This window comes from Pseudomonas sp. NPDC098740 (genome assembly GCF_044760065.1).
Lineage (GTDB): Bacteria > Pseudomonadota > Gammaproteobacteria > Pseudomonadales > Pseudomonadaceae > Aquipseudomonas > Aquipseudomonas rossensis.
In genome coordinates, this window is the sequence record NZ_JBIWAM010000022.1 from 65,841 (window position 1) to 88,092 (window position 22,252).

The window sequence follows — 22,252 nt, forward strand, 5'->3', positions numbered from 1 at the left end:
TAAAATCAGCCGATGCGGTCTTTCAGGTAAACCGCGTTTGCCGGATTTACGACGACTGCGGTCGAGCGCGACCCCGGACCGAACGCAGGCTTCGCCAGCTGCTACATAAAGCGTGACCGAGTCGAATGGAGGACCGCATGCGCACGATTCTTTTCAGCAGCCAGACCTACGACCGCGACAGTTTTCTCAGTGCCGAGCTACCGGCCGGCATTGAACTGCACTTTCAATCGGCGCGACTGAGCCTTGATACGGTGGCGCTGGCCGAGCATCACGAAGTGGTCTGTGCCTTCATTAATGATGACCTCGGCGCGCCGGTGCTCGAACGCCTGGCCACGGGCGGCACACGCCTGATCGCCCTGCGCTCGGCCGGTTACAACCATGTCGATCTGGCAGTGGCAAAGCGCCTGGGGCTGGCGATTGTGCGCGTCCCGGCCTACTCGCCCCACGCGGTGGCGGAACATGCGGTGGCGCTGATCCTGGCGCTCAACCGGCGCCTGCACCGCGCCTACAACCGCACGCGCGAAGGGGATTTCAGCCTGCACGGGCTGACCGGCTTCGACCTCGTGGGCAAGACCGTCGGCGTGGTCGGCACCGGGCAGATCGGCGCGACCTTCGCGAAAATCATGAACGGCTTTGGCTGCCAATTGCTGGCGTACGACCCCTTCCCCAACCCGCAAGTCGAAGCCCTCGGCGCCCGTTACCTGAGCCTGCCGGAACTGCTGGCCGAGTCGCAGATCATCAGCCTGCACTGCCCGCTCAACGAACAAAGCAAACACTTGATCAATCGCGAGTCACTGGCGCACATGCAAGCGGGTGCGATGCTGATCAACACCGGCCGCGGTGGTCTGGTGGACACACCGGCGCTGATCGACGCGTTAAAGGACGGTCAACTGGGTTATCTGGGGCTGGATGTGTATGAAGAGGAGGCACAGCTGTTCTTCGAGGACCGTTCCGATCTGCCGCTGCAGGACGATGTGCTGGCGCGGCTGCTGACCTTTCCGAACGTGATCATCACCGCTCACCAGGCCTTCCTGACCCGCGAAGCCCTGGCCGCGATTGCCGCGACCACCCTGCTGAACATCGCAGCCTGGGCGGCGGGCGCGCCTGCGAATCTGGTAAAGGGTGACTGAACCAGATCGAAGGTCATACGCCCGCGCCATGCTGCGCTGATGTCCGTGCTAGCATGCCGCGCATATTTGGAGGACCCATGGTCGAACACGATTTCCGCTATAGCCTGATGAACCCGCAACACACCCTCACCGAATGCCGCGCCCTTGTGCCGGGGCGTTATCAAGTCACCGGCAACGGCGGCTCGATTCGTAACAACGACGTGCTGGTAGTGACCCTCAAAGGCGCCAAGGACTTGTCCATGCGCCTGACCGTCGAAACGGTTCGCCACTTGATCAATCCGCCAGGCCAATGGGTCGCGGTGGCCAGTGGTCCGGTGTTCGGTGAACTGGCGATCCACACCTGGAAAGTGAACTGCGACAGCTGCGCCAAAGAGCTGAACTTCGAGTTTGCGGTCGACGCCAAGCTGGGCAACAAGGCTGAAAAGCCTGCTGCCACCGCACGGATCGCCGAACTGGGCTGGACCACGGTTGGCGAGAAGCACCTGTGCCCGAAATGCCAGGAGCCCGCGTGATGAAACGCCTCGCTCTGACCGCAATGGTTGGCGCCAGCCTGCTGGGCTGCGCCGCCGAGCCGGTGCAATTGCAACACAACCGCAGCTACATTCTGGAGTGGATTGGCGAACGTCCGTTGATGGATTACAGCCACCTGACCGTCACCCTCGGTGAAGACGGTCGGGCCTACGGCAACGGCGGCTGCAACCACTGGTTCGCGCCGTACACCCTGGAAGGCGACAAGCTGAGCTTCGGCAAGGTTGGCAGCACCCGCAAACTGTGTGCACCGGCGCTGATGGAGCAGGAAAAGCGTTTCCTCCAGGCGTTGGAAAACGTTCAGCGCTGGGACGTCTCGCCGATCGACCAGATGCGCTTCTGGCCGGCCGAAGGCAAGCCGCTGCGTTGGTGGCTTGAAGAGGGTTGATCATCAGCCCCGAAAAGATCGCAGCCTCGCCAAGGCTCGACAGCTCCTACATGGATTACCGAACACCCTGTAGGAGCTGTCGAGCCTTGGCGAGGCTACGATCTTTTGCTTCTAGTTCTTGGCCTGCAACGCCTCAAGCTTCGCCATCACCCCCGCCGCCGTCTGCTCGCCCATCAACTGCTCCCTTACCTTGCCCTTGTTATCGATGATGTAAGTCACCGGCAACGCCTCACTGCGCGGCAACTCAAAAAGATCGGCCGGATCAGAAGCCAGCACGGTGAACTTGATCCCCAGCTTCTCGCTGGCGCTTTTCAGCTCTTCACCCTGCACATTGTCGAAGTTGACCCCGAACACACCAATCTTCTTGTCCTTGAGCTGATCGGACAAGGTGTTCAGTTCCGGGATCTCGGTGCGGCACGGCCCGCACCATTCAGCCCAGTAATTGAGCACCAGCCATTGTTTGTCCAGACGTTCGGCGGCAACTTTCTGGCCGCTCTGGTCGATGCCATAGTCGTTACCACAGCCCCCCAGCAATAACGTACCGATGATCGCCAATGCCGCTGCCAGTCGCCTAGTCATGTCGTATTCCTTGTTCAAAATTGAATGCGCCTGCGACCCATCGCCTCCCAAGGTTCTGGATTACGCGCTGCACAGTTAGAATAGCCGTCACCTTACGCAAGATGCGAACCGCACATGACCGATCTGACGCTTTATCACAACCCGCGCTGCTCGAAATCCCGCGGTGCGCTCGAACTCCTCGAAGCCCGTGGCCTGACCCCGACGGTAGTCCGCTACCTGGACACCCCGCTGGACGCTGCGCAAATCCAGAGCCTGCTGACCAAGCTCGGCATCAGCGCCCGGCAACTGCTGCGCACCGGTGAGGACGAGTACAAAACCCTCAACCTGGCCGACAACAGCCTTAGCGAGGCGCAATTGATCGCCGCCATCGCCGCCAACCCGAAACTCATGGAGCGACCGATTCTGGAAGCCGGCGACAAAGCCATCATCGGCCGGCCGCCGGAGAATGTGCTGGAGCTGCTGCCGTGAGTGCGCCGTACATTCTGGTTCTGTATTACAGCCGCAGCGGCTCGACCAATGAAATGGCCCGGCAGATTGCCCGTGGCGTCGAGCAGTCCGGGATGGAAGCGCGCCTGCGCACGGTCCCGCCGATCTCTTCCGAATGCGAAGCCGTGTCGCCGGACATCCCCGACGAAGGCGCGCTGTACGCCAGCCTCGACGATTTGAAGAACTGCGCGGGCCTGGCCATGGGCAGCCCGACCCGGTTCGGCAACATGGCGGCGCCGCTCAAGTACTTCCTCGACGGCACCAGCAACCTGTGGCTGACCGGCGCTCTGGTGGGCAAACCGGCTGGCGTTTTTACCTCCACCGCGAGCCTGCACGGCGGCCAGGAAACCACGCTGCTGTCGATGATGTTGCCGTTGCTGCACCACGGCATGCTGATCACCGGCCTGCCGTACAGCGAATCGGCTCTGCTGGAAACCCGTGGCGGCGGCACGCCTTACGGCGCCAGCCATCACGCTGGGGCCGATGGCAAAAGCGGCTTGAATGAACATGAAGTCGCGCTATGCCGGGCCCTGGGCCTGCGCTTGGCGAAGACTGCACGGAAACTGGGGAACTGACGTGGCCAAAAAGCCGAAGATTCTGCCCTCCATCGAGTGGCTCGAACCGCGGGTCCGAGCGATGCGTGTCATCAGCCTGCTGTGCTACTTCGGTTTGGTGGGTTTGCTGTGCGCCTACTACCTGGTGGTCGCCGACCTGCACGGCGCCCGGCCGTGGGTGATTCTGCTGATCGAACTGGTGCCACTGCTGTTGCTGGCGCCGGGGATGATTATCGGCAGCGCGCGCGGGCATTCATGGATGTGTTTTGTGGTGAACCTGTATTTCATCAAGGGCGCATTGGCGGCGTATGACCCGAACCGGCAGCTGTTTGGTTTGCTCGAGATGGGCGCGAGCCTGGCGGTGTTCTGCTCGGCGCTGTTGTATGTGCGGTGGCGGTTTCAGTTGAACCGCAAGTTGGCGGGCGAGGGGGAGATTTCCGTCGCCTGATAGGCCGCCATCGCGAGCAAGCTCGCTCCCACAGGGTTCACGCTGTCCTTGTGGGAGCGACTCGGTGTTAATGATTCACTGTGTAGGCGAGCATCATCGAAATCTGGCTCATCGGCCGCCCACCACTTTCTTCATGCCACTGGTTGAACACGCCCTGCACCGTGGCCAGGTCTCGCAGACTGGTCGGCACCTTGTCGACGATCTTCTGCGCATTCAACGCCGCGACCACGTCGTAGCTCGGCACAAACGTATCCTTGCCCACCATCCGCAAGAACCGCGGTGCCGACAACCCGCCCAATTGATGACCGCGCTTTTTCAGGCAGGTCCACAACCCAACGATATCCGTGACCGGCCAATCGGCGATCAACGCGCCGAAGCTGCCCTTCTCATGCGCCACATCCAGAATGAACTGCGCGTTGCGCGGCACGCTCTTGAGTTTGCCCAGGTGACGAATGATCCGCGCGTCCTGCATCAGACGCTCAAGGTGTTCGGCACTCATCAGCACGACTTTCTCAGGGTCGAACTTGAAGAACACTTCTTCGAACGCCGGCCATTTGGCGTCCACCAGACTGTGCTTGAGCCCGGCGCGGAAGACGCGCAGCGCCATGGTCGAGAGGTAGCGGTCGTCGCTGATCTTGCGCAATTGCGCCGGGGTTTTCGGAACGGGCAGATGGGCTTCCAGTTCAGCCGCTGAACCGAAGCGGTTCAGACAGTATTCGTGCAGCCACTTGTAATCGCGCATGCCCTCTCCTGATGAGTAAGTGAATAGACTCATGTGGGAGCCAGCCTGCTGGCGATAGCGGCGGGTCAGTCAACAATGATGTGCCTGACCCACCGCTATCGCCAGCAGGCTGGCTCCCACAGTGATTGTGTTTAGAGGTTTACAACATTGACGAAGCGCGAAGCCGCCGTTTCGTCGATCTTGAGGCTGGTGAAGTCGAACAGGTTGCGGTCCGCCAGCTGCGACGGGATCACGTTCTGCAAGCTTCTGAAGATGCTTTCGGTCCGGCCTGGCGTCTTGCGTTCCCATTCCTGAAGCATGTCCTTGACCACCTGACGTTGCAGGTTTTCCTGAGAACCGCAGAGGTTGCACGGGATGATCGGGAATTGCTTGAAGTCCGAGTAGGCCTGGATGTCTTTTTCGTTGCAGTAGGCTAGCGGGCGGATCACCACGTTGCGTCCATCGTCGGCGCGCAGCTTCGGCGGCATGGCTTTGAGCGAACCGTTGAAGAACATGTTCAGGAAAAAGGTCTCGACGATGTCGTCGCGGTGATGACCGAGGGCCATCTTGGTCGCGCCGATTTCGTCGGCGAAGGTGTAGAGCGTGCCGCGACGCAGGCGCGAGCACAGCGAACAGGTGGTCTTGCCTTCCGGGATCAGCTCCTTGACCACCGAGTAGGTGTCTTTCTCGACGATGTGATACTCGATGCCCAACTCTTTGAGGTAGGCCGGTAGCACGTTTTCAGGGAAACCCGGCTGTTTCTGGTCCATGTTCACGGCCACGATCTCGAACTTGATCGGGGCGACCTTCTGCAAGTGCATCAGCACATCGAGCAGGGTGTAGCTGTCCTTGCCACCGGACAGGCAGACCATGACCTTGTCGCCGCCTTCAATCATGTTGAAATCGGCAACAGCCTCACCGGCCTGGCGGCGAAGGCGCTTTTGCAGTTTGTTCTGGTTGACCGTAAGAGTGCCCATGACGCGAAATCCGTGAGGTGTGACGAAAGGCCGGCATTTTACGCAAATCGCCCGTAGATCAAAAGATCGCAGCCTACGGCAGCTCCTACAAGTCATAACCGCGATTAAGCCTGGGGTTTACAGCGCAATTTGCTCTAAAGCCCTGCAACCTGCGTCGTTAAGACCTTTCTATACTGCGACATAAGGTCGCACACATATCCAGACCTTTCCTTACTCGGCCACTTTGGCCCGTAGGCGCTCCGCTGGGGGGCGACGGTAAAAACAAGAGGAGTGACTGGCATGATCCATCACGTAGTGGGGCTCTTCACCCACCCTGACCAAGAATGGAAAGAGATCCGTGGCGACCAGGAGGAAAGCATCAGCCACATGTATCTCACTCATACCCTGATTCTGGCGGCGATCCCTGCGGTGTCGGCGTTTATCGGCACTACTCAGGTCGGCTGGGTCATTGGCAGTCGCGCACCGGTGATGCTGACGGTGGAAAGCGCGATATGGATGACGGTCATGTCGTACCTGGCGATGCTCGGCGGTGTGGCGGTAATGGGCGCGTTCATCCACTGGATGGCTCGCACCTATGACGCCAACCCGAGTCTGGCACGCTGCGTTGCCTTTGCGACCTACACCGCGACACCGCTGTTTATCGGCGGTCTGGCGGCGCTGTACCCACACATGTGGCTTGGGATGATCGTCGGCACCGCGGCCATCTGCTACACGGTGTACCTGCTGTATGTGGGGCTACCCACTTTCATGAACATTCCATCAGACGAGGGATTTCTGTTTTCAAGTTCGGTGCTTGCGGTAGGCCTGGTGGTGCTGGTGGCCATCATGGCGTTCACGGTAATTGTTTGGGGACTCGGCGTGGGGCCGGTCTATACGAACTAGCAACACATCACCCAAAAACAAGATCTGCCAACACAGGCCGCCGCAAGGCGGCCTTCTAATGCTCAAGGACAGAAAACGGTGACGACCATTCGGCGCCTCGGCGATTCGCAACTCTCGAGGGTTGCGGCATACTCGTCGTCTCTGGAGATCCATCAAGCATGCCCGAGCAACTCGATACCCGCGTCGAAGACTGTTACCAACTAGCCGAATCCTTTTTCAAACGACCTTTCAAACGCCCCGTGGTGAGCCTCAAGCTGCGCGGGCAAAAAGCCGGTGTCGCGCATTTGCACGAGAACCTGCTGCGCTTCAATCCGCAGCTGTACCGGGAAAACACCGAAGACTTCCTCAAGCAGACCGTGGCCCACGAGGTTGCACACCTGATCGCCCATCAACTGTTCGGCGACCGCATCCAGCCGCATGGCGAAGAGTGGCAACTGATCATGCGCGGCGTGTACGAGCTGCCACCCAATCGCTGCCACACCTATGACGTCAAACGCCGTAGCGTGACCCGTTATATCTATAAATGCCCGTGTGCAGACAGTGACTTCCCGTTTTCCGCCCAGCGCCATGGTTTGGTGCGGCAAGGGCGGCGTTATTTGTGTCGGCGGTGTCGTAGCACGTTGGTGTTCAGTGGGGAAATGCGGGTCGAGTAGCAAGATTTGTGGTGTTTTTGCCGACTTCTTCGCGAGCAGGCTCGCTCCCACTGGGGATCTCCTGCGTGACACAAATCCAATGTGGGAGCGAGCCTGCTCGCGAAGGCGTCTGATCAGACGCTACACAACCACCTTGGTACGGCGCAATTCTGCAATCCGCTCAGCACTAAACCCCAACTCCCCCAACACCTGATCCGTATGCTGCCCCAACACCGCACCAATATGCCGCGGCTCCGGCAACCCCTCTGAAAACTTCAACGGACAGGCCATTTGCGGCTGCGTAGAACCATCCCCACGCGGCACCTCCGTCACCAACTCCCGCGCCTGCAACTGCGGATGCTGCACCGCCTCGCCCAAACTCAGCACCGGCTCGACACACGCATCGACCCCGGCAAACAACTCGTACAGCTGCGCAAAGTCATGCTTTTCGAATTCGGCTTTCAACTCATTCTTCAGCGCCTGTTGCTCGGCGGGTTTGGGCGACAGGCCCTTGGCCGCCAGTTCCGGCCGCCCCAGCGCACTACACAGTTGCTGCATGAAGGCCGGTTCCAGACTGCCCACCGATAACCAGCGCCCGTCCCGCGAGCGGTAATAGTCGTAGAAGCTGCCACCGTTGAGCATCTGATCCTCCCTGCCCGGCTCCACGCCACAGGCCAGATACCCGGCGCCGGCCATGGCGTTCAGGCTGAACACACAGTCAGTCATGCTCACATCCAGATGCTGCCCCTGCCCGGTTTGCTGTCGGGCGATGACCGCCGCCAGCAGCCCGATCACCCCGTGCAACGAGCCACCGGCGATGTCCGCCACTTGCATGCCCAACGGCAGCGGCCCGCTGTCGGTGCGGCCGGTGTAGCTCGCCAGCCCCGCCAGCGCCAGGTAGTTGATGTCGTGGCCGGCGCGGTCCTTGTAGGGGCCGGTCTGGCCGTAACCGGTGATCGACACGTAGATCAGTTTCGGATTGATCGCCTTCAAGGCTTCATAACCCAGGCCCAATCGTTCCATCACGCCGGGGCGGAACTGCTCCAGCACGATGTCGTGGTCCTGCAGCAACTGCTTGATCACCTCCAGCGCCTCAGGCTGCTTGAGGTCCAGCGCCAGGCTGCGCTTGTTGCGATTGAGGTAGGCGTGGCTGGCGGAGACGCCCTGATCGTGAGGCGGCAATACCCGCAGCAGGTCCATGCGCGTTGGCGATTCGATGCGCAGCACCTCGGCACCCATGTCTGCCAGCAACAACGAGGCGAACGGCCCCGGCAGCAGTGTCGAGAAATCCAGAACCTTGAGTGATGCCAGTGGACCGAGCATGGGCGTTCTCCGTAAACGTTGTTCCCAGACTAGGCAGCCGACGGCATTGCAGCAATCACCTTATGCGTCAGATGCGCTGACCGTTACGCTCAAATCGCAGGCATGAAAAAACCCGCCGAAGCGGGTTTTTTCAGTGCAGCCGTCTTACTTGACGTTGCTTGGGGTTGGGCCTTCGGCCACAACACCCAGGTCGTCTTCTTCACGCTCGTCGGAGATACCGCGACCGCCGGAAGCGAGCTCGACTTGCAGCTTGTCTTCGTCCAGCTCTTTCACCCACTTGGCCACGACCAGGGTCGCAACAGCATTACCAACAAGGTTGGTCAGCGCACGGGCTTCGGACATGAAGCGGTCGATACCGAGGATCAGCGCCAGACCGGCCACCGGCAGAGTACCTACGGCCGACAGGGTGGCCGCCAACACGATGAAGCCACTGCCGGTCACGCCCGCAGCACCTTTGGAGGACAGCAACAGCACCAGCAGCAGAGTGATCTGGTGGGTGAGGTCCATTGGGGTATCAGTCGCCTGAGCGATGAACACAGCAGCCATGGTCAGGTAGATCGACGTACCGTCGAGGTTGAACGAGTAACCCGTCGGGATCACCAGACCCACTACCGATTTATCCGCACCCAGGCGTTCCATCTTGATCAGCATGCGTGGCAGCGCGGATTCCGAAGAGGAAGTGCCCAGCACGATCAGCAGTTCTTCACGGATGTAGCGGATCAGCTTGAGTACGCTGAAACCGTGCGCGCGGCAGATGGCGCCCAGTACCAGGACCACAAACAGGATGCAGGTGATGTAGAAGCAGATCATCAGCTGACCGAGTTGCACCAGCGAACCGACACCGTAGGCACCGATGGTGAAGGCCATCGCACCGAACGCGCCGACTGGAGCGAGCTTCATGATCATGTTGATGATGTTGAACATCACGTGAGCGAAGCGATCGATGAAGTCCAGCACCGGTTTGCCGTAGGCACCCAGGCGATGCAGGGCGAAACCGAAGATCACCGAGAACATCAGCACTTGCAGGATGTCGCCGTTGGCGAAGGCGCCGACGATGGTGTTCGGGATCACGTTGAGGACAAAGGCGATGATGCTCTGGTCTTTACCGGCCGAGATGAAGCCCGCGATTTTGCTGGTGTCCAGAGTCGTCACGTCGATGTGCATGCCGGCGCCCGGTTGCACGACGTTGACCACGACCAGACCGATCAGCAAGGCAATGGTGGAAACGATTTCGAAGTACAGCAGCGCATAGCCGCCGGTTTTGCCGACCGACTTCATGTTCTGCATGCCGGCGATACCGCTGACGACCGTACAGAAGATGATCGGCGCGATGACCATTTTGATCAGTTTGATGAACCCGTCACCCAACGGCTTGAGGGCTACACCGGTCTGCGGGTAGAAGTGACCGAGCAGGATGCCGATGGCAATAGCAACGATCACCTGGAAATACAGGGATTTATACAGTGGCTGACGAGTCGTCATTGCAAAGTTCCTCAAGAGTGCCCCAGTAACAACATCCATCTGTTGTCCCTGACACCTCAATTGCGAACCCTCCTGCACTGGAGGGATTTGTTTTGTCGAGCTGCACGATGGCAGACCTCTGCGGCTTGTATCGCAAGCACCGTGCCACCTTCGAAAAAAAACCTGCCAGCCTTGTGACATCAAGGGTTACAGGTTTTTTTGGGTCACTCACCCGCTACAACGATGTGGCGGATTTCCGCCCACCCGCCAAACCTCGTCCTGCAATTTGGCGGATATCCGCCTTGTTCATCCTCGACGGGCACCGCTACCATCCATTGCTCAGTGGACGGACCTGCCCTCTATGCGCGAACGCACCATCGCCAGCCATTTCGCCCGCGCCGCCCTCGGTGGCGCGCGTCGGCGTGGCTACGACTATTCAAGTCTGTTGCAGCAACTGGGGATCAGCCCCGAGTTGCTTGAGGAGCCGCGCGCCCGAATCGCACCCGAGCAGTTCGCTCGATTGATCCAGGGGCTGTGGCTGGCCTTGGACGACGAATACCTGGGCTTCGGACAGGCGCCGAGCAAACCCGGCAGCTTCGCGATGATGTGCCATGCGGTGATCCACTGCCGCAATCTGGAGAAAGCACTCCACCGCGGCCTATTGTTTTACAGCTTATTCCCCGACAGCCCGCGTCTGACCCTGACCCGCGAAGACGACATGATTCGCCTCAGCCTCGACGATTCGCAGTTCCGCGACCCCGACCACTTCCTCACCGAGAGCCAGCTGATGGTGTGGCATCGACTCGGCAGCTGGCTGATCGGCCAGCGCATTCGGCTGGAACAGGCGACGTTCAGCTACCCGAAACCCGAGCACGGCGCCGAATACGATTTGCTGTTCCCCTGCCCGATGGAGTTTTCCACGACTCAGAGCAGCCTGCTGTTTCACAGTCGCTACCTGAACATGCCGCTGTTGCAGGACGAACGGACACTCAAACATTTCCTCGAACGCTCTCCCGCCGACCTGTTGTCGCGCCCGGACGACGGCGACAGTTTGAGCAGCCAGTTGCGCCGGTTGCTCAGCCGCGACAGTTCACGCTGGCCGGACCTGGAAGCAGTGGCCGCGCACCTGCACATCAGCCCGCAAACCTTGCGTCGGCATTTGCGGGAAGAAGGATCGAGTTTTCAGGAGTTGAAGGATCAGTTGCGGCGGGACATTGCGATTTATCATCTGGGGCGTGAGGATTTGTCGTTGCAGCAGATTGCCGAGCAACTGGGGTTTTCCGAGCCTTCGGCGTTTCACCGGGCGTTCAAGAAGTGGACCGGGTTGACGCCAGGGGCGTATCGGGCTCAAGAAAATTGAGTTCTTGCGCTGGTTTTTCGGGCGTAGCCACTGACCCCATCGCGAGCAAGCTCGCTCCCACATTTAACCTTCAGTGAACACAGAATTTGTGTACGACAGAAATAAAAAGTGGGAGCGAGCTTGCTCGCGATGAGGCCCTAAAGAACACCGCATAGCTCTTGCAACCAGCAATGCTTTTGTGGCGTTCCGACAAGCCCCCTCGCCACAGGTCCACGCTAGCCTTGCGGATCGATGTTATCCAGCGCCCGATTTACCGCCAGCTCCCCCAGCATGATGATCTGCGCAATACCCAACAGCGAATTGCGACTCGGCCCCTCCATATGATCCGCCAGGTCCATGGTCATGACATTGGCCGAGGCCAGCGACTCGCACGCGTGGGCCAGCAGGGTTTCGGTATCGAGCTCCGGGTTGACGATGAACATGGTGCCGGGTGTGCGCGGGGAGGCTTTGATGTGGGCGGCCGGGTTGAGGTAGTAATCGAGGGCGCGGTCGGCGGCTTCGTTGAGTATTTTGGAATCGGGGGTTTCGTGCGGGCAAACCGTGTCGGTTTCCGGGGGGTTGGGTGTGATCTTGAACATTTGAGCTCCTAGAGTGATGGAGCCGCAACGTATCGCTGCTAAACGAAAAAGGGGTGGCGGCTGTACGCGGGTTAGCAGACCAGGACTCTAGAACCCGGCGCACCGAAGTGCCCCACGCAAAGCCGCCATAACATCAGGAGACGATAGAGCCCCAGACCCAAGGCGCACAAGCCGGCGGATTCTGGCGTAGACGTAGGCAGCGGCGCAAGGATGTGTAGCCTGAGTGAGTGTCTGGAGATGTGTTTTAAACACCGCTGTTTATAGGTCTTATCTGCACGTTTTGTAGTGAATGGGCCGGCCTCTTCGCGGGCAAGCCCGCTCCCACAGGTTTCGAGTCCGAACACAAAATTTGTGTACGACATAGCCCACTGTGGGAGCGGGCTTGCCCGCGAAGAGGCCCGTAAGAACACCATCAAACCACCGGAAAATGAATCCGAAACGCCGCCCCACCCATCGGCGAATCCCCCAGCGTCAACTTGGCGCTGTAGCTCTCAATAATGTCCTTGACCACCGCCAACCCAATCCCCTGCCCCGGATGCTGGCGATCCAGCCGCTCTCCCCTTTGCAGAATCCGCGCTCGCTGATCCGGTGGCACACCCGGCCCGTCATCCTCAACGCACAACTCAACCCCGCCAAGGCTTTCACTCACGCTGATGCGCACTTCGCCGAGGCACAGGCGATAGGCGTTTTCCAGCAGGTTGCCCATCATTTCCAGCAGGGCGCCCTGTTCGATCGGCACGTAACACTGCTCCGGCAGATCGAAAGCCACCCGAACGCGTTTGTCGCGGTAGACCTTGTCCAGGGTGTCGCACAGGCTTTGCAGCACCGGGCGCAGGCGTACCTGATGGCGCACCAGGCCGCTTTTGCGCAGGCTGGCGCGTTGCAGTTGATAGCTGATCTGCTGGCTCATGCGTTCGATCTGGGTTTGCAGCACCCAGGCCTGATCACGATCGGCCGGGCGCTGGGCCATGTCTTCGCTGACGCCTTGCAGCACGGTCAGCGGGGTTTTCAGGCTGTGGGCCAGGTCGTCGAGGGAATCGCGATAGCGGCTGCGTTGTTCGCGCTCGCTGTGCAGCAAGCGGTTGAGGGAGCCGGTCAGGCGCAGCAGTTCGCGCGGGTGTTGTTCGCTGAGGCTTTCGCGAGTGCCGCTTTCGATCTCGTCCAGCTCCTGACTGAGCCGGCGCAATGCCTGCAAGCCCCAGGTCAGGCCGATCCACAGCAGCGTGAGCAACACCAGCAAGGCTGCACCGAATCCGAGGTAGAGGTTTTCCCGCAGGCCTTCGAGGGTGGCTTCGTACTCGCGCACCGGTTGCAGCGCGACGATGCTGAACGCAGCGCTCTTGCCGCCGAGCAGTTTGACCTCGACGTCATAGACGAAGAATTCCTGGCCGTTGGCTTCGCTGATCCTTGCGAACTCGTTACCGCGTCCGTCGTAACGCGGTTTGTAGTTGATGTTCTCTTCCTGGGTGCCTTTCGAGCGCCAGACCAGATGCCCTTCGCGGTCATAGATGTAGCCAAGCAAACGGCCGTCAGTGAGATTGAAACGCTCATCGGGCAACTGCGCCGGCATCTGCAAGCGGTTGTTCTCCACCCGGGCGGCGGAGATCAGGGTGGTGACGTCCGACGCCAGGCGCTGTTCGATCGAGTCCTGCAACGCGAGGCTGAACGCGCCCTGCATCGCCGGCAGCAACGCCAGCATGAACAACACCGCCAGGATCGTGGCGGCGAGCATCAACCGGACACGAAGAGAACGAATCAAGTGCAGCGCTCATTGAACAGGTAGCCGAGGCCACGCACGGTATCGATCGGTTTGAAGCCGGCCGGGCCTTCAAGTTTGCGGCGCAGACGGCCGACCAACACTTCGATCACGTTCGGATCGCGCTCGTCGTCGTCCGGGTAGAGCTGCTCCATCAAGCGATCCTTGGCCACCACTTGCTGGTGATGCCGCATCAGGTACTCGAGGATCCGATACTCGTACGCCGTCAGCGCCAGCGGTTTTTCATCGAGGGACGCCTGTTTGCGATTGAGGTCCAGCAGCAACGGCCCGGCGACGATGGTCGACTGGGTGAAACCGCTGGAACGGCGCAGTAACGCGTTCAGCCGGGCATCGAGTTCTTCGAACTGGAACGGCTTGACCACGTAATCGTCGGCGCCGGCGGCGAGGCCTTCGACCTTGTCCTGCCAGTTGCCGCGGGCGGTGAGGATCAGGATCGGGAAGGTCTTGCCGCGCGAGCGCAGTTGACGAATCAGGTCGAGCCCGCCCATGCCCGGCAGGCCGAGGTCGATCACCGCCAGGTCATGGTTGAACTGCTCGGTCTGGTACAGCGCCTCTTCGGCATTGGCCACGGACTCGACCACGTGACCGCTGTCTGTCAGGCGGGTTTGCAGGTGATGGCGCAACAGCGCTTCATCTTCGACGACCAGCAGTTTCATAACGCTCTCCCAGGCAAATCATCATCTCCAGAGGCATGCGTACCTCGATGGCTAACATGGCGACGCCGGATCAGTCTTTTGGATTGATCCGGCGCAGGCCTTTTCGGACGCGCTTCTTAGAAAGCGTAGTTCGCCGACAGGTAGGTCTGAGCGCTGCTGGTCAGGTCCAGCGAACCCTGTTTGCTGCCACCGCGCTCGCTCATCTCGGTGCTGGCGTTGCTGCGCAGGTAACGGTAACCCAGTTCCACCGAGGTGTTCTGCGAAACCTGTTGCAGGACACCCAACTGGCCGCCGATGGCGTAACCGATGTCGCTGTCGCGGCTGAAGCCTGGCGAATCCTGAGTCATTTTGGTCAAACCGGCCGTGGCGCCGCCGAACAGCTTGGTGCTGCCGCCCACCGGGTAGAACAGATCGTAACTGCCCAGGAGGTTTTCCTGACGCAGTTTAATGCCATTGTGCGAGCCCGACACGTTGTCGTAAGTGGCGTAGTAGCGGCCCTGGCTGTTTTGCTGGCCCAGACGCACACCCCAGGTGTTGTCTTTGCCGATCACGCCTTCAGCGTTCGGGCTGTTGAGGTTGTCGTTCAGGGCGTGGGACTTTTTGACCTTGTCGCTGGTTTGTCCAAAAGTAAGGCTGGCGAAATTGTCGTCGGAAGCGAAAGCCGCGGTACTCGCGCTCAGGACAGTGAAAGCCAGAAGCAGTTTTTTGAAGCCAGTCATAGGGGGAGTTCCTTATGTGCTATTTGCTATTTGGGTACGGGGCAAGGTTACTCACCCGGCCCTGAACTCCCCCTGAACGCACTCTGAACCTGAGCTGAATCAAATCGACTCAGCTGTTTTGATGACTTTTTTGCTGGAGACCCGACGATGCGTATTTCCCTCGCCCTGGTATTACTGGCCTTGAGCGGGCTCAGCCAAGCCGCTATCAAGACTCAGGAAATTCTCTATCCAAGCGTCGCGCCCGTGATCTCGCCGGTCTGGGTTACAGCGCGCTGGCCATCGACATGTATGGCGATGGCAAAAACACTGAGCATCCCAAGGACGCCATGGCGTTCATGCAGGCTGCGTTGAAAGACAGTGGCGCGGCGAGCGCGCGCTTTCAGGCCGGGCTCGATCTGCTGAAGAAACAGCCGCAAACCGATCAGTAATCCTGATGCGGATCGTCTGAGCCATGGCGATCATGCCGGGCCGGATATTGGCTACAACAAAGTGGCGGATGAAAAATCCTGGGCGGATATGCAGGCGTTCTTCAAGAAGATTTTTGGTTGAGCCGGTAGACCGCGTCGTGGCCATCGCGAGCAAGCTCGCTCCCACAGGGATTTATGGTGCTACATAAATCCAGTGTGGGAGCGAGCCTGCTCGCGATGGCCACGACGCCGATCTAAACCTTTGCACTACCCAGCCCGAGAGCAACCCGGCAAAATGCCCCACATGAATCGCGCCCCCGCCCTCCCCGTCTGCTGCACTCCACTCGATGCCCATTGGCCGCTGCCGTTTGCGCTGCCCGATACGGTGCTGTTGAGCACTCACTTCGATACCTCGCAACTGGCCAGCGATGATTTCCAGCGCAGCGCCATCGAGCCGCCGCCCACCATCCAGCGTTCGGTCGCCAAGCGTCAGGCGGAGTTCCTCGCCGGGCGGGTTTGCGCTCGGGCGGCGTTGCAACAGTTGGAAGGGCTAAGCTTCATCCCGGCCATCGGCGAGGACCGGGCACCGGTGTGGCCGACGCATATCACGGGTTCGATCACCCACAGCACCGGCCGGGCCTCGGCGATTGTCGCGAAGAAAACCCACTGGCGCGGCCTGGGGATGGACCTGGAAAATCTGCTCAACCCTGAACGGGCCGAACGACTGGCCGGGGAAATCCTCACCCCACCTGAGTTGCAACGCATGACCGCTGGCCGTCGCGATCAGTTGGCGATGCTGGTAACCCTGACGTTTTCGGTGAAGGAAAGCCTGTTCAAGGCGCTGTATCCGATCGTTCAGCAGCGCTTTTATTTTGAACATGCTGAAATGTTGGAGTGGACCGAAAGCGGTGAAGTGCGGCTGCGGCTGCTGACTGATTTGTCCAGCGAATGGCGCAATGGCACTGAGCTGGATGCGCAGTTCGGGGTGGTGGATGGGCAGTTGTTGAGTCTGGTCAGCATCAAGGCCTGAATATTTATAGCGTCTGTGAGGGCCCCATCGCGAGCAAGCTCGCTCCCACATTGGATCTATGCAATACCACAAATCCCTGTGGGAGCGAGCTTGCTCGCGATGAGGCCAGAACAGACACCAACAATCTCACCGCTTCTCCTGATTCCTCGGCCAGCTCAGGCTGAAACACGCCCCGCCCAAACTCTTGCTCTTGCTGATCAACGCCCGGCCATCATGCCAATGGATGATTCGCCGCACGATGGACAACCCCAACCCATGCCCACCGGAGGCGCGGGTACGGCTGTCGTCGAGGCGCAGGAACGGTGTAAAAATCTTCTCCCAGGCCGTTTCCGGCACGCCCGGCCCGTCATCCTCGACATCCACCCGACAGCGCTGCTGCCCGACCTGATAGCTGACGGTCACCCGTGATTGGGCGTGGCGCATGGCGTTGCTCACCAGGTTCTGCAACGCCCGGTGCAGGTAACGCGGCTCGGCCTCGACCCAAGCGTCGTCGTTGTCAGCGGCGGACAAACACAAACCGCGCTGCACCGTGACCTCGGCGCGTAACGGGGCCAGTTCTTCAATCACCTGATTAACCAACGCATCCAGATCGATCCGCTGAAAATTCAGCGCCGGCGAACCCTGCTCCAGTCGTGCGTAGGTGAGCATCTCGTCCACCAGTCGATCGAGATCTTCGATGTCGTGGTCCATGCCTTCACAGTATTTTTCCAACGCCTGCGGCGTGGTGGCCGAGCCGATCATTTCCAGACCAAAACGCAACCGCGCCACGGGTGTGCGCAGCTCATGAGACACAGCGCGCACCAGCTCACGCTGGATCGCCAGCAACTGCTGCAAGTGCTCGGCCATGCCGTTGAACGCCGAGGCCAGCCGTCCCACCGAGTCCGCGCCGCGTGCCGGCACGCGGGTTTCCAGGCTGCCCTTGGCGATGCGCGTGGCGGCCGCTTCCAGGCCACGCAAGCGGCGCTCAAGTTGGCGCACCAACAAATAGACGATCAAACCGATCAGGCTCAAACCCAGGGCGGCGATCAGCACCAGCCACTCCGGCGGATAAGGATTCATCTGATACAACGGGCCGATCTCCAGCACCCACGGCGTACCGACCATGCCGGCAAACACCCGGATCGAATCGCCGCCCTTGCCCAGCGCCATCACCGTGTCGCCCTCGGACACCCGGCGACTCTGGTCCTCGTCCATGTCCGCCTGTTCGATCGTCACCAGCCGCAAGTCGAAACCAAACCCTTTATCGCGCTTCAACTGCGCCAGGCGCTCGGGCTGCTCAGCCACCGGGTAGCGCACCAGTTCGTCGGCCAGCAGGTAAATAGTCGCCCGGGCCAGTTGTTCGCTGATCTGTTGGACTTCACCGGTCAGCACCAGCTGTTCCTTGTCGCTGACCAGTCGATACACCTTCGCTGCATGCGGACCGGTCTGCTCCACCAGCGCCTGACCGCGGAGCACTCGGGTGCGCTGGGTGAGGTCGAGGTCGGTTTGTGCAAAGGTCTTCAGCGCCAGAGGAATCCCCAACAACCGTTCCCACACCAGCAAGGCACGGTGGCGCTCGGTTTCGTTCATCGGGTTCAGATTGTCGGCCATCAGCGAGAACGTGCCGTGGGCGAGGCGTTCGCGGTATTGCTCGCCGCGCACCTGGTTGAGCAGGTGCAAGGCCAGCACGCCGAGTACCGCCACCAGAATCAGCGCCGCGCACATGCCGCCATAAATGCGCAGGAAGATCGAGTTCACAGCGTGCAGGCTTCAGGAACGAACAGATAACCTTTGCTGCGAATGGTCTTGATCAGCCGCGGATGCTCCGGGTCATCGCCAATTTTCGGGCGAATGCGCGAGATGCGCACATCGATGGAACGGTCCTGGCCGTCATAGCCAATGCCACGCAGTGCGGTGAAAATCTCTTCCCGGGACAGGATGCGCCCGGCGTTGGCCACCAGCAGCCAGAGCAAATCGAACTCGGCGCTGGTCAACTCGATGCCGTTGTCGTTCAGCCAGGCTTCGCGCAATGCGTTGTCGACCACCAAGGGACCGAACTGCAGACGCCGTTGTTTTTCCGGCGCCACTTCAGGAGTTTCACTGCGTCGCAACAGGGCCTGGATGCGCGCCAGCAGCAGTCGTGGGCGAACGGGTTTGCACACGTAGTCGTCGGCGCCCAGGTCCAGGCCAAGAATCTGATCGGTGTCGTCGGTGCGGGCGGTGAGCATCAGGATCGGGCCGTCATACTTGTCGCGGACCTTGCGGCAGATGCTCAGGCCGTCTTCGCCCGGCAACATGAGGTCGAGGATCACCAGGTCCGGTTTCTCCTTGATGATCCGTGCCGCGGCCAAGGCGCCGTTGCCCTCGATCGATACGCGCAGACCATTGGCTTCCAGGTAGTCGCGGGTCAGTTCGGCCAGACGCTGGTCGTCCTCCACAATCAATACCTGCCAGGCTTCTTGCTCCACGGTGACCTCTGCTTGCCAACAACACTTAATAAGGAAGGATCCGCCCGTCTTTTTGTAATGATTGGGGAGGATAAGAATGCATCTGCATTGGCCGATTGTATAAACGCCGCTCGCCAAGAACACAAGCCGGTAAATGCGTTCGGACAACGCGGTTTTTTGTGATAGGGTTCGCGCCCTTAAAAATCCAAATGACCGTTTTCAATCATTGAAAATCAGTGAAAAACGGTCCGCTCCAGCTAGGTCGCGGCCTACACGCTCGTTCTACGTTTCACACACAATTTACGCACAGGTTTATCCACAGGTAGTACGTTGCAACACCCTCCAAAACGCATTATCTTGTACCTCGCCGCGAAAAAAACCCTACATGTAGGGTTTTACGCCAAAAACCAAACACAAACCGGACACCGATTTCAAGCGCTTTTATTGCCTCTTTCCGGTTGAACCAAACGTATTTTTGAAAGACCAAACCGCGCGTGCGGATGGCTACTGTTTTTGAGCCGAAAACGGCGTTAACGGTACGGGTGTTGCAGTCAATTACTGTCACCCAAAAGGATCCCGGTTTCAGGTTCAAGGCCTGGGACCAAAGACTTCGGCATGGAAGCGGCGCCCCAATTGCCCCTTCCTGATCTGTCCCGAAGTTGGTATGCCCGGCCCCTCGCCGGTTGTAGTGCTTCAGGACGGAACGGTGGGCACCGTGATGGTGCCCAAACAAACATAGAGAATGTGGAGACAACCCCCCATGCAAACCGACACAACTCGCGAGAACCCGCAGGGCACCTTGCCGCAGGCCGCTGATTCGACTTCGGATCTGTCCGCCACCGCGCCTGGCCAGCTGCGCGTGATCAAGCGTAACGGCACTGTCGTTCCTTACACCGATGACAAGATCACCGTCGCCATCACCAAAGCGTTTCTCGCAGTTGAGGGCGGCACCGCTGCCGCTTCGTCGCGAATCCACGACACCGTTGCCCGTCTGACCGAACAAGTCACCGCGACCTTCAAGCGTCGCATGCCATCGGGCGGCACGATCCACATCGAAGAAATCCAGGACCAGGTCGAACTGGCCCTGATGCGTGCCGGCGAGCAGAAAGTGGCGCGCGACTACGTGATCTACCGCGACGGTCGTTCGAAAGAACGCGCCGCCCACGCGCCGGCCGAGGAAGCGGTCAACGCTCACCCGTCGATCCGCATCACCCGCGCCGATGGCACCTTTGCTCCTCTGGACATGGGCCGCCTGAACACCATCGTTACCGAAGCGTGCGAAGGTCTTGCAGAAGTCGACGGCGACCTGATCCAGCGCGAAACCCTGAAAAACCTGTACGACGGCGTGGCTCTGACCGACGTCAACACCGCGTTGGTGATGACCGCCCGTACGCTGGTCGAGCGTGAGCCGAACTACTCGTTCGTGACCGCCCGCCTGCTGATGGACACCCTGCGTGCCGAAGGCCTGAGCTTCCTGGAAGTCGCCGAAAGCGCGACCCACCACGAAATGGTCGACCTGTACGCCAAGGCCCTGCCTTCGTACATCGCCAAGGGTATTGAATTCGAATTGCTGAACCCGGTCCTGGCTACCTTCGACCTGGAAAAACTCGGCAAGGCGATCAACCACGAGCGCGATCAGCAGTTCACTTACCTGGGCCTCCAAACCTTGTACGACCGTTACTTCATCCACAAGGACGGTATCCGCTTCGAACTGCCACAAATCTTCTTCATGCGCGTGGCCATGGGCCTGGCGATCGAAGAGAAGCAGAAAGAAGACCGTGCGATCGAGTTCTACAACCTGCTGTCGTCCTTCGACTACATGTCGTCGACCCCGACCCTGTTCAACGCCGGTACTCTGCGTCCACAGCTGTCGAGCTGCTACCTGACCACCGTGCCGGATGACCTGTCGGGCATCTACCACGCGATCCACGACAACGCCATGTTGTCGAAATTTGCGGGCGGCCTGGGCAACGACTGGACCCCGGTTCGTGCACTCGGTTCGTACATCAAGGGCACCAACGGTAAATCCCAGGGCGTTGTTCCGTTCCTGAAAGTCGTGAACGACACCGCCGTCGCCGTTAACCAGGGTGGCAAGCGCAAAGGCGCTGTCTGTGCCTACCTGGAAACCTGGCACATGGACATCGAAGAGTTCATCGAGCTGCGCAAGAACACCGGTTATGATCGTCGTCGTACCCACGACATGAACACGGCCAACTGGATCCCTGACCTGTTCATGAAGCGCGTCTTCGATGACGGCAAGTGGACCCTGTTCTCGCCGTCCGAAGTTCCAGACCTGCACGACCTGACCGGCAAGGCTTTCGAAGAGCGTTACGAGTATTACGAAGCCCTGTCCGAGTACCCGGGCAAGATCAAGCTGTTCAAGACCATCCAGGCCAAAGACCTGTGGCGCAAAATGCTGTCCATGCTGTTTGAAACCGGCCAACCTTGGCTGACCTTCAAAGACCCGTGCAACCTGCGCAGCCCGCAGCAGCACGTCGGCGTGGTTCACAGCTCGAACCTGTGCACCGAGATCACCTTGAACACCAACAAGGACGAGATCGCCGTTTGCAACCTGGGCTCGATCAACCTGCCGAACCACATCACCAACGGCAAGCTGGACACCGCCAAGCTGGAACGCACCGTGAACACCGCCGTTCGCATGCTCGATAACGTTATCGACATCAACTATTACTCGGTGCCACAAGCGAAGAACTCCAACTTCAAGCATCGTCCGGTCGGTCTGGGCATCATGGGCTTCCAGGACGCGCTGTACCTGCAGCACATTCCTTACGGTTCCGACGCTGCCGTCGAGTTCGCCGACAAGTCGATGGAAGCGGTCAGCTACTACGCGATCCAGGCTTCCTGCGACCTGGCTGACGAGCGCGGCGCCTACGAGACGTTCCAGGGTTCGCTGTGGTCCAAAGGCATCCTGCCGCTGGATTCGCAACAGATCCTGATCGAGCAACGTGGCCAGAAGTACATCGACGTTGACCTGAACGAATCCCTGGACTGGGCACCGGTTCGTGCCCGCGTTCAGAAAGGCATTCGTAACTCCAACATCATGGCCATCGCACCGACCGCGACCATCGCCAACATCACTGGCGTATCGCAGTCGATCGAACCGACCTACCAGAACCTCTACGTGAAATCGAACCTGTCGGGCGAATTCACCGTGATCTACCCGTACCTG

22 protein-coding genes and 1 pseudogene are annotated in these 22,252 nt (G+C 59.8%); 12 read left to right on the top strand and 11 right to left on the bottom strand.

The window, feature by feature from the left end; all coding sequences use genetic code 11:
- Positions 1-137: 137 nt before the first annotated feature.
- From ACIQU2_RS22825 to ACIQU2_RS22835, 3 genes are all read left to right on the top strand, one after another.
- A complete protein-coding gene (locus tag ACIQU2_RS22825) occupies positions 138-1,130 on the top strand; it encodes a 2-hydroxyacid dehydrogenase (protein WP_403144113.1) in 993 nt (330 codons plus the stop codon).
- A 77-nt stretch (positions 1,131-1,207) separates the two neighbouring features.
- Positions 1,208-1,642 carry a hypothetical protein gene (locus ACIQU2_RS22830; protein ID WP_008147995.1) on the top strand — a complete coding sequence of 145 codons (435 nt, stop codon included), beginning with the start codon at positions 1,208-1,210 and terminating at the stop codon, positions 1,640-1,642.
- Positions 1,642-2,046 (top strand): META domain-containing protein, encoded by a 405-nt coding sequence (locus ACIQU2_RS22835; RefSeq protein WP_347802253.1) that lies wholly within the window; start codon positions 1,642-1,644, stop codon positions 2,044-2,046. Before ACIQU2_RS22830 ends, ACIQU2_RS22835 begins: the two co-directional genes overlap by 1 nt.
- A 111-nt stretch (positions 2,047-2,157) precedes the next feature.
- Here ACIQU2_RS22835 and ACIQU2_RS22840 read toward each other — a convergent pair whose 3' ends face one another.
- Positions 2,158-2,625 (bottom strand): TlpA disulfide reductase family protein, encoded by a 468-nt coding sequence (locus ACIQU2_RS22840; RefSeq protein WP_347802254.1) that lies wholly within the window; start codon positions 2,623-2,625, stop codon positions 2,158-2,160.
- Positions 2,626-2,739: 114 nt separating this feature from the next.
- On the opposite strand from ACIQU2_RS22840, the gene arsC reads away from it, so the two are divergent.
- The 3 genes from arsC to ACIQU2_RS22855 are packed head-to-tail and all read left to right on the top strand — an operon-like array spanning position 2,740 to position 4,113.
- A complete protein-coding gene (gene arsC / locus ACIQU2_RS22845) occupies positions 2,740-3,093 on the top strand; it encodes an arsenate reductase (glutaredoxin) (RefSeq protein ID WP_403144116.1) in 354 nt (117 codons plus the stop codon).
- A complete protein-coding gene (wrbA, locus tag ACIQU2_RS22850) occupies positions 3,090-3,686 on the top strand; it encodes an NAD(P)H:quinone oxidoreductase (RefSeq protein WP_403144117.1) in 597 nt (198 codons plus the stop codon). The genes arsC and wrbA overlap by 4 nt, the downstream gene beginning before the upstream one ends.
- 1 nt (position 3,687) lies before the next feature.
- On the top strand, positions 3,688-4,113 hold the full coding sequence (locus ACIQU2_RS22855) for a DUF2069 domain-containing protein (protein WP_111451701.1): 426 nt from the start codon (positions 3,688-3,690) through the stop codon (positions 4,111-4,113).
- 67 nt (positions 4,114-4,180) lie between these two features.
- Here the strand turns inward: ACIQU2_RS22855 and ACIQU2_RS22860 are convergent, their stop codons facing one another.
- Together ACIQU2_RS22860 and ttcA are read right to left on the bottom strand one after the other, a co-directional pair.
- Positions 4,181-4,855, bottom strand: coding sequence for a DNA-3-methyladenine glycosylase I (locus ACIQU2_RS22860; RefSeq protein WP_347802257.1), 675 nt, complete (start codon positions 4,853-4,855; stop codon positions 4,181-4,183).
- A 131-nt stretch (positions 4,856-4,986) separates the two neighbouring features.
- Complete coding sequence (gene ttcA, locus ACIQU2_RS22865) at positions 4,987-5,811, bottom strand: tRNA 2-thiocytidine(32) synthetase TtcA (protein WP_403144120.1); 825 nt, start codon at positions 5,809-5,811, stop codon at positions 4,987-4,989.
- A gap of 279 nt (positions 5,812-6,090) precedes the next feature.
- On the opposite strand from ttcA, the gene ACIQU2_RS22870 reads away from it, so the two are divergent.
- The gene (locus ACIQU2_RS22870) at positions 6,091-6,693 is read left to right on the top strand and encodes a Yip1 family protein (protein ID WP_008147981.1); all 603 of its coding nucleotides are present in this window, start codon (positions 6,091-6,093) and stop codon (positions 6,691-6,693) included.
- 158 nt (positions 6,694-6,851) lie between these two features.
- Complete coding sequence (locus ACIQU2_RS22875; protein WP_403144121.1) at positions 6,852-7,346, top strand: SprT family zinc-dependent metalloprotease; 495 nt, start codon at positions 6,852-6,854, stop codon at positions 7,344-7,346.
- Positions 7,347-7,466: 120 nt separating this feature from the next.
- Here ACIQU2_RS22875 and ACIQU2_RS22880 read toward each other — a convergent pair whose 3' ends face one another.
- Entirely contained in the window at positions 7,467-8,648 is a 1,182-nt protein-coding gene (locus tag ACIQU2_RS22880; protein ID WP_403144123.1) for a CaiB/BaiF CoA transferase family protein, read from the bottom strand.
- A gap of 144 nt (positions 8,649-8,792) precedes the next feature.
- A complete protein-coding gene (locus tag ACIQU2_RS22885; RefSeq protein ID WP_403144125.1) occupies positions 8,793-10,130 on the bottom strand; it encodes a dicarboxylate/amino acid:cation symporter in 1,338 nt (445 codons plus the stop codon).
- 340 nt (positions 10,131-10,470) lie between these two features.
- Here ACIQU2_RS22885 and ACIQU2_RS22890 point away from each other — a divergent pair, with 340 nt between their 5' ends.
- Positions 10,471-11,469: an AraC family transcriptional regulator gene (locus tag ACIQU2_RS22890; RefSeq protein ID WP_403144126.1), complete on the top strand. Its 999-nt coding sequence runs from the start codon at positions 10,471-10,473 to the stop codon at positions 11,467-11,469.
- Between the two features lie 215 nt (positions 11,470-11,684).
- On the opposite strand, the gene ACIQU2_RS22895 is transcribed toward ACIQU2_RS22890, so the two are convergent.
- The 4 genes from ACIQU2_RS22895 to ACIQU2_RS22910 form a co-directional block, all read right to left on the bottom strand.
- Positions 11,685-12,047, bottom strand: coding sequence for a DUF6124 family protein (locus ACIQU2_RS22895; RefSeq protein ID WP_347802262.1), 363 nt, complete (start codon positions 12,045-12,047; stop codon positions 11,685-11,687).
- A gap of 412 nt (positions 12,048-12,459) precedes the next feature.
- The gene (locus tag ACIQU2_RS22900; protein ID WP_347802263.1) at positions 12,460-13,806 is read right to left on the bottom strand and encodes an ATP-binding protein; all 1,347 of its coding nucleotides are present in this window, start codon (positions 13,804-13,806) and stop codon (positions 12,460-12,462) included.
- Complete coding sequence (locus ACIQU2_RS22905) at positions 13,803-14,480, bottom strand: response regulator (protein WP_403144129.1); 678 nt, start codon at positions 14,478-14,480, stop codon at positions 13,803-13,805. The genes ACIQU2_RS22900 and ACIQU2_RS22905 overlap by 4 nt, the downstream gene beginning before the upstream one ends.
- A 116-nt stretch (positions 14,481-14,596) precedes the next feature.
- The gene (locus tag ACIQU2_RS22910) at positions 14,597-15,199 is read right to left on the bottom strand and encodes a hypothetical protein (protein WP_403144130.1); all 603 of its coding nucleotides are present in this window, start codon (positions 15,197-15,199) and stop codon (positions 14,597-14,599) included.
- A 218-nt stretch (positions 15,200-15,417) separates the two neighbouring features.
- Between ACIQU2_RS22910 and ACIQU2_RS22915 the strand changes: the two are divergent.
- Positions 15,418-15,621 (top strand): annotated as a pseudogene (locus tag ACIQU2_RS22915) (dienelactone hydrolase family protein); the annotation flags it as partial.
- 289 nt (positions 15,622-15,910) lie between these two features.
- On the top strand, positions 15,911-16,636 hold the full coding sequence (locus ACIQU2_RS22920; protein ID WP_347802264.1) for a 4'-phosphopantetheinyl transferase superfamily protein: 726 nt from the start codon (positions 15,911-15,913) through the stop codon (positions 16,634-16,636).
- A 126-nt stretch (positions 16,637-16,762) separates the two neighbouring features.
- On the opposite strand, the gene ACIQU2_RS22925 is transcribed toward ACIQU2_RS22920, so the two are convergent.
- Both ACIQU2_RS22925 and ACIQU2_RS22930 read right to left on the bottom strand, forming a co-directional pair.
- Positions 16,763-18,373 (bottom strand): ATP-binding protein, encoded by a 1,611-nt coding sequence (locus tag ACIQU2_RS22925; RefSeq protein ID WP_095132467.1) that lies wholly within the window; start codon positions 18,371-18,373, stop codon positions 16,763-16,765.
- Positions 18,370-19,083, bottom strand: a complete 714-nt coding sequence (locus ACIQU2_RS22930) for a response regulator (protein WP_046046510.1) — start codon at positions 19,081-19,083, stop codon at positions 18,370-18,372. The genes ACIQU2_RS22925 and ACIQU2_RS22930 overlap by 4 nt, the downstream gene beginning before the upstream one ends.
- A gap of 739 nt (positions 19,084-19,822) precedes the next feature.
- Here ACIQU2_RS22930 and ACIQU2_RS22935 point away from each other — a divergent pair.
- Positions 19,823-22,252 (top strand): ribonucleoside-diphosphate reductase subunit alpha (locus ACIQU2_RS22935; RefSeq protein ID WP_403144131.1); only part of this gene is annotated, 2,430 nt, incomplete at its 3' end.